The organism is Companilactobacillus bobalius, assembly GCF_002179915.1.
Classification (GTDB): Bacteria; Bacillota; Bacilli; order Lactobacillales; family Lactobacillaceae; genus Companilactobacillus; species Companilactobacillus bobalius.
In genome coordinates this window covers 16,027-29,746 of the sequence record NZ_MYFM01000003.1, presented here as the reverse complement: position 1 = coordinate 29,746, position 13,720 = coordinate 16,027, and the positions used below count along the sequence as shown (strand labels likewise).

12 protein-coding genes are annotated in these 13,720 nt (G+C 37.8%); 5 read left to right on the top strand and 7 right to left on the bottom strand.

The genetic code is table 11. The annotated features are described in order from the left end of the window. Positions 1 to 52: 52 nt before the first annotated feature. The 3 genes from LKACC16343_RS05290 to LKACC16343_RS05280 all read right to left on the bottom strand — a co-directional run bounded on the left by LKACC16343_RS05290 (position 53) and on the right by LKACC16343_RS05280 (position 2,100). Positions 53 to 883, bottom strand: a complete 831-nt coding sequence (locus tag LKACC16343_RS05290; protein ID WP_056953579.1) for a WxL domain-containing protein — start codon at positions 881 to 883, stop codon at positions 53 to 55. Positions 884 to 1,007: 124 nt separating this feature from the next. Continuing rightward, positions 1,008 to 1,475 carry an LPXTG cell wall anchor domain-containing protein gene (locus tag LKACC16343_RS05285; RefSeq protein WP_056953577.1) on the bottom strand — a complete coding sequence of 156 codons (468 nt, stop codon included), beginning with the start codon at positions 1,473 to 1,475 and terminating at the stop codon, positions 1,008 to 1,010. Positions 1,476 to 1,587: 112 nt separating this feature from the next. Further along, complete coding sequence (locus LKACC16343_RS05280) at positions 1,588 to 2,100, bottom strand: GNAT family N-acetyltransferase (RefSeq protein WP_056953575.1); 513 nt, start codon at positions 2,098 to 2,100, stop codon at positions 1,588 to 1,590. 94 nt (positions 2,101 to 2,194) lie between these two features. Here LKACC16343_RS05280 and tpx point away from each other — a divergent pair, with 94 nt between their 5' ends. After that, on the top strand, positions 2,195 to 2,689 hold the full coding sequence (gene tpx, locus LKACC16343_RS05275; RefSeq protein ID WP_056953573.1) for a thiol peroxidase: 495 nt from the start codon (positions 2,195 to 2,197) through the stop codon (positions 2,687 to 2,689). 125 nt (positions 2,690 to 2,814) lie between these two features. Here the strand turns inward: tpx and LKACC16343_RS05270 are convergent, their stop codons facing one another. After that, positions 2,815 to 3,576, bottom strand: coding sequence for a flavodoxin family protein (locus LKACC16343_RS05270; protein ID WP_056953572.1), 762 nt, complete (start codon positions 3,574 to 3,576; stop codon positions 2,815 to 2,817). A gap of 111 nt (positions 3,577 to 3,687) precedes the next feature. Here LKACC16343_RS05270 and LKACC16343_RS05265 point away from each other — a divergent pair, with 111 nt between their 5' ends. The 3 genes from LKACC16343_RS05265 to LKACC16343_RS05255 all read left to right on the top strand — a co-directional run bounded on the left by LKACC16343_RS05265 (position 3,688) and on the right by LKACC16343_RS05255 (position 9,353). Continuing rightward, the gene (locus LKACC16343_RS05265) at positions 3,688 to 4,329 is read left to right on the top strand and encodes an SDR family oxidoreductase (RefSeq protein ID WP_056953570.1); all 642 of its coding nucleotides are present in this window, start codon (positions 3,688 to 3,690) and stop codon (positions 4,327 to 4,329) included. 231 nt (positions 4,330 to 4,560) lie between these two features. After that, a complete protein-coding gene (locus tag LKACC16343_RS05260; RefSeq protein WP_025085615.1) occupies positions 4,561 to 5,901 on the top strand; it encodes an NCS2 family permease in 1,341 nt (446 codons plus the stop codon). A gap of 269 nt (positions 5,902 to 6,170) precedes the next feature. After that, on the top strand, positions 6,171 to 9,353 hold the full coding sequence (locus tag LKACC16343_RS05255; RefSeq protein WP_056953568.1) for an L-type lectin family protein: 3,183 nt from the start codon (positions 6,171 to 6,173) through the stop codon (positions 9,351 to 9,353). Positions 9,354 to 9,392: 39 nt separating this feature from the next. On the opposite strand, the gene LKACC16343_RS05250 is transcribed toward LKACC16343_RS05255, so the two are convergent. After that, on the bottom strand, positions 9,393 to 11,306 hold the full coding sequence (locus LKACC16343_RS05250) for a heavy metal translocating P-type ATPase (RefSeq protein WP_056953566.1): 1,914 nt from the start codon (positions 11,304 to 11,306) through the stop codon (positions 9,393 to 9,395). A 121-nt stretch (positions 11,307 to 11,427) separates the two neighbouring features. Between LKACC16343_RS05250 and LKACC16343_RS05245 the strand changes: the two genes are divergently transcribed. Beyond that, positions 11,428 to 11,787 carry an ArsR/SmtB family transcription factor gene (locus LKACC16343_RS05245; RefSeq protein WP_054643830.1) on the top strand — a complete coding sequence of 120 codons (360 nt, stop codon included), beginning with the start codon at positions 11,428 to 11,430 and terminating at the stop codon, positions 11,785 to 11,787. A gap of 84 nt (positions 11,788 to 11,871) precedes the next feature. Here the strand turns inward: LKACC16343_RS05245 and LKACC16343_RS14680 are convergent, their stop codons facing one another. Continuing rightward, positions 11,872 to 11,985: a hypothetical protein gene (locus tag LKACC16343_RS14680; protein ID WP_411762955.1), complete on the bottom strand. Its 114-nt coding sequence runs from the start codon at positions 11,983 to 11,985 to the stop codon at positions 11,872 to 11,874. 252 nt (positions 11,986 to 12,237) lie between these two features. Next, positions 12,238 to 13,659: an LCP family protein gene (locus LKACC16343_RS05240; RefSeq protein ID WP_082604558.1), complete on the bottom strand. Its 1,422-nt coding sequence runs from the start codon at positions 13,657 to 13,659 to the stop codon at positions 12,238 to 12,240. Between the last annotated feature and the right edge of the window lie 61 nt (positions 13,660 to 13,720).

Below are 13,720 nucleotides of genomic sequence, written 5' to 3'. Positions count from 1 at the left end.
ACTACTATTGTAGTAGTGGTTAACATTTTAACATTTATATTTTAAATACTCACTATGCTGTAACAGTAGATTTTGTCTTCAATGTCCATGTAATTGTAGCATTGTATGATTGAACACCATCTTTGCCACTTGTTGCTGGAGTATCTGTAGCTAAGTTCAAGTATGTGTTCTTGTCAGTTGGTGTAAATGAAGCATTGATAGGACCATCTGTATATGTACCCTTATCCAAGTCAATCATAGTTGAAGCTTCTGGAGCTGTTGAATCAGCACTTCCGGCTTTATTAGCTGCACCGGCAATATTGATACCTGTAGTATATCTAGGACCATCGGCTGAAACATCGCCACCCTTATCATTCTTCAATTGTGTCTTTTGTAGATTCAAAACAAATGGTTGACCTGTCTTGTCATCACTACCGGCAAAGAAGTTTGTAATAGCAGCATCAACTGTGAATCCAGGTGCGTCAGTACGTGAATCAGTTACTGTTAATACACCTTTATCTTGACTATCTGTAGCACTGTCATCACGATTGTTGCTATCCAAAGCAACTGTTGTGCCAATGGCAGCATTACCAAATCCAAAATCAGGAACAGAATCTAATGTCAAAAGACCTGATTGAACTTTAACATTAGCATTTGATTGAGCTGATGCTTCACCAACAGCTGTAGTCTTTCCATCTGTAGTTTCATCATATGCAATTGCTAATTTACTATCACTGCCACCAAGTGGTCCAACATCTGTACCAGCTTTGTATGAAACAGTTCCATCAGCAGCTGTAGCACCTGAAGATGTAGCAGCTTGTGCTGTGATTGTTGGTGCAATTGCTCCTAAAACGATTCCTGCTGTTGCTAATGATCCTGCTAAAACACTCTTAGATAATTTCATGATATATCCTCCCTGATATAGAAAATTATTTTTTGTTTTTGTCTTTCTTGATTACAATTAGATAATACCAAATTTTACGAACCGTACATCTCATAATTTGTAAAAGATATTTATCAGAATTGAATCAATTTGTTACCTTTGAAACGTGTAAAGATTGGAAGCTTTTCCGGAACTTCAATCCATAAAAAGCGAATAGACCAATCAAAATAGTAAAGCCTAAAATGACTAATCCGGTATCATGCGCATCCCCGGTTTGTGGGTATGTTGACATGTTGTTGACGTTGACTGACGGTGTATAGTCAGTATCTTTAGCTTGTGTTTGGCTACCGGTACTTGTTCCAGTATTATCACCAACTAAGACGTTAGCATTAGTTGCTGCACCGCCTGCGCCTGAAGTACTACTATCAGACGTCTTAGCGAGTACCGCAACTGGTGCTGCAGCGTCATTCCCTGCCGTGCTGTCAGATTCAGCAATAACTTTGTTAATACTGAATCCACCAACCACACCTAACAAAATAACGGCAATTGCGAAGAAACCGACTATTCGCTTTTTGACTGTGAGACTTTTTCTAGTTCTCGTTCTTTTTTTCATATAAAAACCTCTCATCAAAAGTCAGTCTATTTTCTCCTTACAAGAAGTATAGTACCATCCGTATACCATTTGCTTACTCCGAAATAATTAAGAATTTCTTACAAAAAGTGAACTATTCCTTCAGAAGATAATATCTGACTATATTGCTATGTGTTGCGAATGGAAGCGCTTGGTCGGCACTGTAGATATATTTGAACCCTAATTTTTCTAAAATCTTCTGAGGAACTTGATTTTTTTCTTCAGTGGACGCCCAAATCTCTTTCAAGTGCAACTGTTTAAATCCATAATCAATCACTAACTGCATTGCTTCTGTCGCAAATCCCTTTTGTCGATACTTTTGATCGATAACAAAGCCGATTTCTCGTGTCAAAACAAGGTCTGCGGACTCTCCACGATGATTGATCTCGATAATTCCTACCATTGTATTATTTTCTACTTCAGCAATGACATTAGCATCATCTCTTTTGCAATACATTTCAAACAACTGGTGAACATAATTGGAATCCGTGCTATATTCCAATCCCGCTAGTTCATGATTAGTCTTATCACCGACTAACGCTAGAAACTGAGGAAAGTCAGTTTCCGTAAAATTTCTTATCTTAATATCTTTTCCTACTATTAACATGGCATCACCTCAATTTGCAATCTAATTTCTAGGTTTTTATTTTGCCCTAACTTATAATGAGTCTAGCATCAAAAAAGAAAGGGTGAATATTCGTATGAATTTGGAATTTAAAGGACAAACTGTTGCCACAATTGGTCAACCACTATCTGTTGGAGATAAGTTCCCCGACTTTACCGTATTAAATAAGAACAATCAAGAAATCAAACTCAGTGATCTATTAAACAAACCATTATTGATCAGTGTCGTTCCTAACATCAATACTAGTGTCTGCAGTATTCAAACTAAACATTTCAATGAAGAAGTCGATGGTCACTCGGCTATCAACTTCGTTACCATTTCTACTAACACTGTTGAGGAACAAACCCACTGGTGTGCAGCTGAAAATGTGAAGAACATGCAAATGTTAGCTGATGTCAACCGCGACTTCGGTAAGAAATCCAATCTTTGGATCAAGGACTTGGACATTTTGGCACGTTCAGTCTGGGTAGTTGACCCTAACGGCGAAATCACTTATTCTGAGGTAGTTCCAGTACAAACTGACGAACCAAGTTATGATAAGGTACTGGATCAGATTGACCAAATGAATTAGATTCATCGAACCATTCAGCATTTGTAAAAATTCCTATACAAATGTAAAGAACCATTCCTGATAATAATACATTTCAATAAGAAATCTCGACCAATTTACAATAAATTGTCCGAGATTTTTTTAGTTTAACGACGGCGATGTTTGACAAACGTTACAAAGTGCAAGATACAAGCCAGTAAGACAAAGAAAATAATAGTAAAACTAGTATAATTCAACCAGAAATTGTTACCGATCCATCCTGAGAGTGGTAATTGAATCCCCATTGTTATTAGTGCCATCACGGCAATCATAAAGAATAGCTGTATATATCTTTTCACGGTTGAATCATCCTTTCTCTTTCTGACAGAAATCTTTTTAGCATACTTTTGACACAGTTTCTTCTTATTATATGGAATGGTTTTCATGCCAAAGGTATTCGGCAAAACTATTTCCCCTACTTTAATTACTCCAGCAGCGGACATTACTCGATCAATCGTCTTAAATGAATCGTCAGTCACACCAGTAACAAAGTTTTCTAATATAGAAACGTAACAAGACGAAATACTCAAGTAGTGCTTATTCTTGAATGGACCTGGTATCGTGTCGCCATTTTGTTTGAAATAGACAAACTTAGGTCGCATGCAGTCGAAAAAATTCTTTAAAACTCCTGACAATTCTCGCCAATAAGTAGGTGCAGCAAAGATCCAGACGTCACTGTCCATTAATTTCTGCGCCAATTCATCCAAAACAGGATTGTCCTCATGATATTTGTGAGGCGTAATATCATAATTCTCTAAGAAGATTGTTTCTGTTTCGATTCCACTATCAACATTTTTCAACACTTCATCCAACATTTGGGCATTGAGACCATGTTCTTGATGGGAGGCCAAAATTCCTAATATTTTCATACGCTATTTCCCCTTTGTATATAAGTCTAATATACTCAAATATAAGATTCAAAACACTAGCATTATTAAAAAAATGTTGCTACAGTATGTTTAACTAAGGAGGTTTTGAGTATGAAAGTTCTTATTATTGGTGCCCATGGCAAAATCGGACACCTACTGATTGGTGAATTACAATCAAGAAACATCGAATTTGTTGCTGGATTGCGTAGTCAAGAACAAATCAAGGCCTACAACGAAAACAATATCGAAACTCAATTTATCGATCTAACAGCTTCTCTAGACGATATTAAGAATTCAATTGAAGAGTCTGGTGCTGACATTATCGTCTTCTCTGCCGGTGCTGGTGGTGCTAGCGATGCTCTAACAATTGAAATTGATCTCGATGGTGCTATCAAAACAATGATGGTTGCCGAAGCAATTGGAATCAAACGTTATATTATGGTTAGTTCTGTCTTTAGTGACAATCGAAATAAGTGGGACGCAAGTGGTATCAGACCTTACATGACTGCTAAACATTACGCTGATGATCATCTGCGTGGCACTAGTCTCGATTACACAATTATTCATCCCGGAACACTAACTAATGAAGATGGTACTGGTAAGATCAAATTATTGGGACCTAATGAAAATGACACAATTCCTCGAGTTGACGTTGCTAAAGCTTTAGCATTGATTATTCAGAATTCGTCAACAATCGGTAAAGAGTACACCTTTGCCAGTGGTGATCAACCTGAAGAAGATATATTTAGTTAATATCGAAAATAACAGTCAGTGACTCAATTTGAGTTGTTGACTGTTTTGCTTTTTAAATATAATTCGTTATTTAATTATTTAATGTATAACTTTTAGATAACAATTATAATTATATAGATATAAATACGAACAATTATCCAAATTGTAGCTTGAATTAATCGTATTTTACTTGCTATTTTCCATAATTTTTGTAATACTTTCTAAGTAGTAAAAAACTTAGGGGGTTATATCATGGAATCATCAACAGATTCAAATCGTAGCTTCATTGAAAAATTATTCCATCTCCAAGAAGCTCAAACTACTGTTAGACGTGAAATTCTAGCTGGTTTGACGACTTTCGTATCAATGGCCTACATCCTCTTTGTCAATCCGCAAGTTTTAGGGGTCGCGGGTATGAACAAAGGTGCTGTCTTTACAGCTACTGCTCTTTCAGCAATCTTGGGTTCTATTTTAATGGCATTATTAGCTAATTATCCAATTGCAATAGCTCCAGGTTTAGGCGATAATGCCTTCTTCACTTACTCAGTTGTACTAGCCATGGGAATTCCTTGGCAAACGGCAATGGCTGGTGTCTTCATGTCCAGCGTTCTCTTCCTCTTGATTTCCGTACTTAAATTACGTGAACTGGTCATCGACTCAATTCCACATGATTTAAAATTGGCTATGGCGTCTGGTATCGGACTCTTTATCGCCTTTGTTGGATTACAGGGTGGTGGTCTAGTTGTTGGTAGTAAATCAACCCTTGTTGCTATGGGTTCACTGACAGTTCCTACAACTTGGTTAACTATCTTTGGACTAGTTGTAACTGGCTTACTAATGGCTAAAAAAGTTCCTGGTTCAATCTTCATCGGTATGGTGCTAACTACTATTTTAGGATTAGTAACTAAATTGATTCCTTTGCCAAAACAAGTTATCTCTACTATTCCAAGTATGAAACCAACTTTTGGTGTCAGTATCGCTCATTTACCTGATCTATCAGATCCAAAACTTTGGGCAGTTGTCCTAGTCTTCCTACTTGTAGCTTTCTTTGATACTGCTGGTACTTTGATTGGTTTAGCTGAACAAGCTGGCTTCATGAAGAACAACAAGATGCCTAGAATTGGACGTGCTTTGATGGCTGATTCTATTTCAATGCTAGGTGGTGCTGTTATGGGTACTACTCCAACTGCCGCTTACGTTGAATCTTCTGCCGGTATCGCTGTCGGTGGTCGTACAGGACTAACATCCCTCGTTGTCAGCATCATGTTTGCCATTGCCATGTTCTTCTCACCACTATTGACTGTTGTAACTTCAAACGTTACCGCACCAGTATTGATCATTGTTGGTATTTTAATGGCTCAATCAATGAGACAAATTAACTGGAACAAATTCGAAATTGCTATGCCAGCCTTTCTTACTATTGTAGGAATGCCTTTGACATACAACATCTCTTATGGATTTGCTTTCGGAATCCTCTTCTACCCATTAACAATGTGGGCTGCAGGTCGAGGCAAGGAAGTTACACCTATTATGTACATCCTCTTCTTCGTCTTCGTTGTTCTACTTTACTTTATTAATATTTTGCCAGGTTAAAAACGAATCTGGTACGAAAAAGAGACTCTAATTACAATTAGGGTCTCTTTTTTTGTCTCGAATTTTTAATATGATTTATTCCCTCAATTATTAGATATTATCTTTAACCAGAAACAACCAGTCTTTATTAAATCAATGTCATAACATGTCATTAGTTTAATAAAATTCAAATTATTATAATTTATATCTTATATATAGCACATTTTATATTTTGATATTATAATAATCGTGAAAGCTTACGGATAATGTATTTTTAAGGGGAAATTAATATGAATTATCACAAGTTATGGCATAATTTGCTACCTACGATTATGTTCTTTTTGACGTTAACAATTTTTTCTATGTGTACAACCAATGTTCATGCGATTGTGGACTTCTCAAGTGTGGCACCATCAAATGATGACGTCCTGAAGGCTGCTCCGAACGGAATGAAGATTGGTAATCTATTTGAATATCCTACAGACTATTCAGGTTCTAAGGACACCAAAAACTCTGTACAGATTCTAGAGGGTGGTGGTTCGAACCCTAATCCTGTCGATGTAATTCAAATGACGGGTGCTCAAGATAACGCAGTAGGTTCCATTTGGGGACGTATGACCAATCCTGATGATTCTACTGAATCATACAATTACTTTGATTTGACTAAAGAACAGACTATTACTGGTTGGATCTACGTTGGACCAACATTTAACGTTTCTGGTGACGGGATTGCTTTAGTCTTACAAAACGACGATAGAGGTATCAACGCAATTGGACGGTACTATAAAAAGGCTGGATTACTTTCGTTTATTGATCCAGAAAAAAACTATGCGGCTTCTGGTGAATCTCTCGGCGTTTACGGAGGAACTTCTTCGCCCGCTACTGTTTCTAATGCAACTGAGTTTGCTGGTAATGCTATCCAAAATAGTTTTGCTCTTGAATTTGATTCTTTTAATAATTCAAGTTCGAGTGCGGGTCTTAGCAATGGCAAAGAACAATTCAACGATAAAAAAACGGATGATCTATTCGACGGTTTATACGATTCTCATCTAACACAGGAGACCAAAGGTCAACATGTTGCTTGGGCCTACCCCGGTGATCCAGACACGTACGTACAAAAGATGGCTCTAACTTATTATTTCTTTGGTATGCATCACCACAATGTTATATTTAATGCTACTATTGGTGGTTATGACTCTCTTACTGGCGCTACAGGTAAAGATGCTTGGCATCACTTTACTTTCACTTACAAACCTGATAAAGATGATAGTAACTACGGCTACATCAATTACGTCTACAATGACCGTGAGACTGACGGAACTGTTAAGCCATATCACACTTGGGATAAACGTCCTCGTGATATTGATGATCCAATCAAAATTGATTTAAGAAAGTTTAATTTAAAAGATGGTCAGACTAAGATTCGTTGGGGCTTTACTAGTTCAACTGGTTCCCCTAATTCATTGCCTGGCTATAATGACATTATTCTTGAAAAAATACCAGCAATCGCTAACGTTACTGATGCATCCAGTCTTTATGATGTTACTCAAGATCGTGCTATCAAAGACCTTGATCGTCGTGATACAAATCCAACTGATAGTGATTCAGATTATACGGTTGATGATGGCGATAAATTAGCCTTTAACTACAATTTGAAATACACTTCTGGTGCTATTGGTACAGGTGATATTACTACCGAACTTCAGCTACCACAACATGTGCTTTACCAAAATGACAGCAATAACCGAATCGGTGAAATTACCTACCCTGACGATCCCGATAGTGTTACTTACATCAGTGCTTCACAGTTGACCACATCTAAAAATGCTGACGGTGATGAAGTACAGACACTCAATCTAGATCTTGGTGCTCTTTCCAAGAAGAGTACCGAAGTTAACATCAAGATTTACGGAACTGCCAACGCACCTATCAGTAATACACTCACTTCAACTACTGTTAGTCCTGAACATACTTCCTATAAGAGTGATTACTATAACGCCGATGTTATGAGTTATGGTTTCAAAATAACTAATCAAAAACTACAAATTGTGGCCGCAAAAGACAGCGAGACACAAAAGGTCAAAAGTACTGATGACTTTAAACTGGAAGGAACTGCTAGTTACCTATTTAGTTCTAAATTCAGTGGTGATGACCTTTCCGCTTACGGTGAAATCTTTGACGCTAATGGCAAGACCACAAATATGAAGAGTACTTGGACCGTGCCGGTTGCTAAAGATGCCACAACAGGTGACTATTCACTAGATGTCCCCAAAGGCACTCTAGATCCGGGCGACTATAAAATCAAAGTTTACCTAACCGACAGTCAAGGACTCGTTTCTAATACCGTGACCTATAACATCACCGTAACCGACAGCGAATTAGTTATCACTCCTGACAAAACTGATATTACGGTTAATGATAATAAACCAGTCACGCTATCAGGAAGCTACAAGTATTCTGATGATTCTCAATTTAAAGATGAAGATGCCACAAAGACTTATGAAATTACCAATCCTGATGGCACCGTCCATAAGATCACTAAAACTGTAGCCCACGATAAAAAGATCGATATTACTTTGAAACCAATTGCTTATGACAAGCCGGTTACTCAAACTTTAGATGATTATCTAAAGAATCCCGCTGAAGACAACGTCCTAGCTGAAGGTAAAAATACTGTTAAAGTAACAGTTCAAGATGGAAAATATGCTAGTGCAAGCACAACGATTACTGTCAATGTGCCTAAACTAACACCAAAGATCACTGCTAAATCTAATGACTTAACGGTCCTAGGCCCTAGCGGTAATATTTACTTCCCAATGGACTTCACTTACGATAGTGACTATGCCCTCAACTATCATGATTTAACTGGCGTCTTCACAGTTGACAATCAAACACCGATTAATCTCAAATTGCCTAATCCAACCGAAGCTCAAACTTCGAGTTTTGATATGAGTTTCAACTTATCCGGTGATCAATTGAAACTACCAACAGACAAAGATACTTCTGTGGTGTCTGTCTACTTCACCGATCCATATGGGCGAAAGACTAACACAGAAACCTTCAACTTAAAGATTTTAGCCAAAGCTTTGGAGCTAGACTTCAACAATTATCGTTTCAAGACAATTGACCCTAAGTCATTCAAGCCCGGTTATATCAACCGTTCTGGCGATTGGAAACTGAATGTCACAAGCTACAAGGCTGGTTGGACCCTCAGCGCTAAAGCTGGCAACTTGGACTACGCAGCTACTGACGAACAATCTGACCTTTCGATGGCATTCGTTAATAAAGATAACCTAGCTACTCCATTAAATATGGACCCTGTAATTGCTAAAGACAGCAGTTTAGCAGCTCATACGGTCGATATTAGTAACCAATGGAGTTCCGATAATGGTATTCTTTTGAAAGCTAATACCGTACCAAGAGCCGGCGATTACAAAGGTCGAGTTAACTGGAATTTGACCGAAAGTCTATAAAAAAAGAGACCCGTAAGGGTCTCTTTTTTGTGTTCAATATTAGTTATCAAAGTTAATAAATTGCAATCGAATTGCATTTAAAACAGCTATAATGGTTACTCCAACATCGGCGAAAACAGCTTGCCACATGTTGACCATTCCTAAAGCTCCCAATAATAGGAACAAAATCTTAATGACCAAGGCAAATGAGATATTCTCAACCACAATACGACGGGTCTTTTTGGCTATCTTCATAGCTTCGGAAACTTTTGATGGCTCGTCTCCCATGATGACGATGTCAGCAGCTTCAACCGCTGCATCTGAACCCAAACCACCCATTGCAAAACCGATATCAGCAGTTACTAGAACGGGAGTATCATTGATTCCGTCACCAACAAAGGCAACTTTCTTGTTGTTTTGATGTGATACTTTCAATAAATCATTGATAATCTCAACTTTATTTTCTGGCAAAAGATTCGTGTAAGCTGCACTCATTTTTAACTTCCGAGCCATTGCTTGACCGACAGTTTGATTATCGCCGGTTAACATGACATTCTTGTGAATTCCTCGATTGTTCAACAATTGAATTGCCTTTTGAGCATCACTCTTAGGCACATCCGCAATCACAATATCACCCCAGAATTGGTTATCGACAGCCACGTAAACAACTGTTCCCACAGCATCTGTTTCAGTGAAAGCAATCTTGTTTTGCTTGAGTGCTTTGGCATTTCCGACGATAACTTCTTGACCATCTACTTGAGCCATTAAACCATGTCCGGCTTTTTCATCAGCTTTAGTCACGGTCAATAACTCACCTTCGTAAGCCTGAAGGATTGATTTAGCAATCGGATGAGTTGAATTCTTCTCAACACTAGCCGCCATCTGCAACAATTTTTGTTCTAAAATATTTACCGAATTAACTTGCACAACTGAGAATTGACCTTTAGTCAAAGTTCCCGTTTTGTCAAAAGCTACTGTATCCACGTCATTCAAGGCTTCCAAGTAGTTGCTTCCTTTAACAAGGATACCTTGCTTAGAAGCCGCACCGATACCACCGAAAAAACTCAATGGTACTGAGATAACTAGAGCACAAGGACAAGAAATTACTAGGAAAATTAATGCTCGGTAAATCCAAGTATTCCAATCACTCGTCATAAGAGACGGTACGATTGCTAAGGCTACTGCTAGAAAGACTACGATTGGTGTATAAATTTTAGCAAACTTAGTGATAAATTTTTCCGTATCGGCCTTCTTGGTGCTAGCATTCTCAACTAAATCCAAAATCTTGGCTACGGTCGAATCGTTGTAAAGCTTAGTAACCTTGATGCGCAAAGTTCCAGTCTGGTTGATCGAACCACTCAAAGCTGTATCACCCACCTTGATCGACTGTGGCATCGACTCACCAGTTAGAGCTGATGTATCAACTGCTGAGCTACCTAAAACAACTGTTCCATCTAGTGGAATTTTTTCTCCAGGTTTAACCAAAATTGTATCACCAATCTGAACCAGATTAGGATCAACAACATTATTCTGATCGCCTGAAATCAAAGTTGCGTAAGCCGGCTTTACTTCTAGTAAAGCTGAAATAGAACGTTTTGACTTATTAACAGCAATGTCTTCAAAAACATTACCCAACTCATAAAAAAGCATAACCGCAATGGCCTCAGGATATTGTTTGAGAATGATTGCCCCAATCGTGGCGATACTCATCAGGAAGTTCTCATCGAAAATTTCTCCGTGAAAAATATTCTTGATGGCCTGCCAAACGATCCGTGCCCCAATAACTAGATAGGCTCCGACCAATAAGACAATATTAAAAGGTTCCGGAACAAAGGAACTGGACCCCACTATCAACAAAATGAAGGCAATCAATAGTCGCGTGATTGTCAGTTTTGTTTCCGAACTCATTTCACTTTTTATTTGATTAGCTTTCTTTTTAACTTTGTAATCAGTTTGGACATTATATAATTTCATAACGTTGTCCTCCTCGAAAGAGTTTACATGTTCAATTGAATATATGAGCATTCATTCATATGTGAATTATAATATAATAAAGTATCAGTTTGCAACCTATTTTTGATAAGAGGAACAAAAAATGTCAGAACAAAATTTTGAGATGGAACACCAACAAGCTCTCCATAATTTAAAGCAAGGTTTACCCGATGATACCGATTTGGAAGCCATGGTCAACATCTTCAAAGCATTCGGCGATATGACCCGAGTTAAGATCATCTTAGCTTTATCTGAAACGCCTTTAAGTGTCGGTGAGATTGCGGATACCTTGGACATGAGCCAGTCCTCCATCTCCCACCAACTCAGCATTTTGAAACAGTTAAATTTGGTCTCCAACGCCAGACGTGGTAGAAATATTCACTACCGTTTGAGCGATCAACATATTATTACCATCTTCAATCAAACTAAAGAACATATTATTGAAGATGACAATGACTTCTAACGCAAAAAATTCCACTAAAATAACTTGATTAGTTATTTAGTGGAATTTTTGATTTTCTACGATAATGAATTAAAGCATATTAACTCAAGATATAACTACCAAATCAGTTATTTCACTATATCCTTTATTGCTCATTACCAAAGCAGGTCTTCGTTTTTTTATCCCTTTCCCTGTGGAAGAATCAAAGACAATTTGAATAATATCTTGTTTGTCAGGTATACATTAGAGTTCATTTCCCAGAAGATGTCCTCCCATTTCCTCCTTTTGATAAGAGTTACGGTACTTTCTTATGATTTTTTTACACTATTATTATCCATAATTACTAACCTCTTTTTCATTACATCTTAAATATATATACTGTGTAATTTTAAAATCCAATTTAAAAGCAATTTTGAAATTGTGTAACAAAAAAAGGTTCCTTCAAGTTTAAATTTGAAGAAACCTTTTATTTTATTCACCATAACCTGATGATGCATAACCATTATTTACATCACTGCTAGAACTGTCAGTAGATGCTGATGAACCGCCTCCATATGAGGATTCACCACTATTACTTGAAGAACTGCCGCTACCGGTTGTTGAACTGGAGCTTCCGGTATTAGATGACGAACCGCCACCATAATAGCCGCTATTTGCTGAACTTCCGCTGTTACCTGTTGATGAACCACTTCCGTATGAAGAACCAGTACTAGATGATGTGCCACTTGAAGAATTGCTACCATAAGATGAAGTACTTCCAGCACTATTACCTGTTGCACCGGATCCGGCTGTTGAGGAAGAACCTGTTGCTGAACTCGTGGTACCAGTTGTATCAGATGCAGCACTATTGGCTGTTCCACTATCAGTATCAGAAGTATTGCTGTCAGTTGTTTCCTTCTTAGTCGATTCTTTCTTGGTCTTCTTCTTAGTTACCTTTTTCTTCTTGTCCTTCTTTTTAGCTGGTTCGGTAATCTTTTCACCCTTTTGATAAGAAATCTTACCTGTCTTGACGTGTTCTAAATTCAAATTGTCACGAATAAAGTTAGTTACTCGCTGCAACTCTGAATCCTTGACGATTTTCATACTTTGACCAGCAACTTTTGCCGCTGTACCTTTCATATGTGTTTGATTCGTTTCGCCATTATAGAAATAATTCTTAGCTAAAACGTTCAAATCAGCGAAGGTTAAATCAGTCTGTGTTTGTTCAGCCATTGAGTTGAAGAAACTTTGATTTAACAAGGTTGAAATTGAGTCACTCTTATGCAAAATGGCACTTAGAACGTCGAATTGACGTAACTGACGACCATAATCGTTATTGGCGTTATTGACATAATCAATGGCTTTGGCACCATCCATATGTGTCTTTTCCCCTTGTTCGTAGACATCAACTCCACCGACTTGATCGATCACATCTTCCATACCTTCTAAATTAATCAAGGCATAAAAATCGATTGGTACGTTCAAAAGTTTAGATACAGTTGTCACAGCTGTTTTAGCCTGGCCATAAGAATAAGCCGCATCTATTTTAGCAGGTGACTTCCCTTTGTAACCTGGAACTACAACTGCTACATCCCTTGGAATACTTGTAATAGAAGTTTTTCTAGTCTTAGGGTCGATTGTAACGACCATCATTGAGTCCGTGCGACCCGTATAATTACGACCAGAAGCTCCATTATCTGTCCCCATTAATAAGATTGAAACCGGAGTCCTCTTTTTCAAAATTGAACTGACATTACGTGATTTATTCGCACCAGACGGTGCAAAAGAACTGTTAATTGCTGCTTTGACACTACGATAGTGTGACATTCCAAATGCCGCTGTACCGAAGATGAGCAAAGCTAAAATTGACAAAAATACATTACGAAATGTGTGACTTTTGTGTTTTTTGTGCATGTTGTTTTCCCCCACATTTTCTAACTACCCTTAGGTGCTCATATGAACTTTATCATATTTG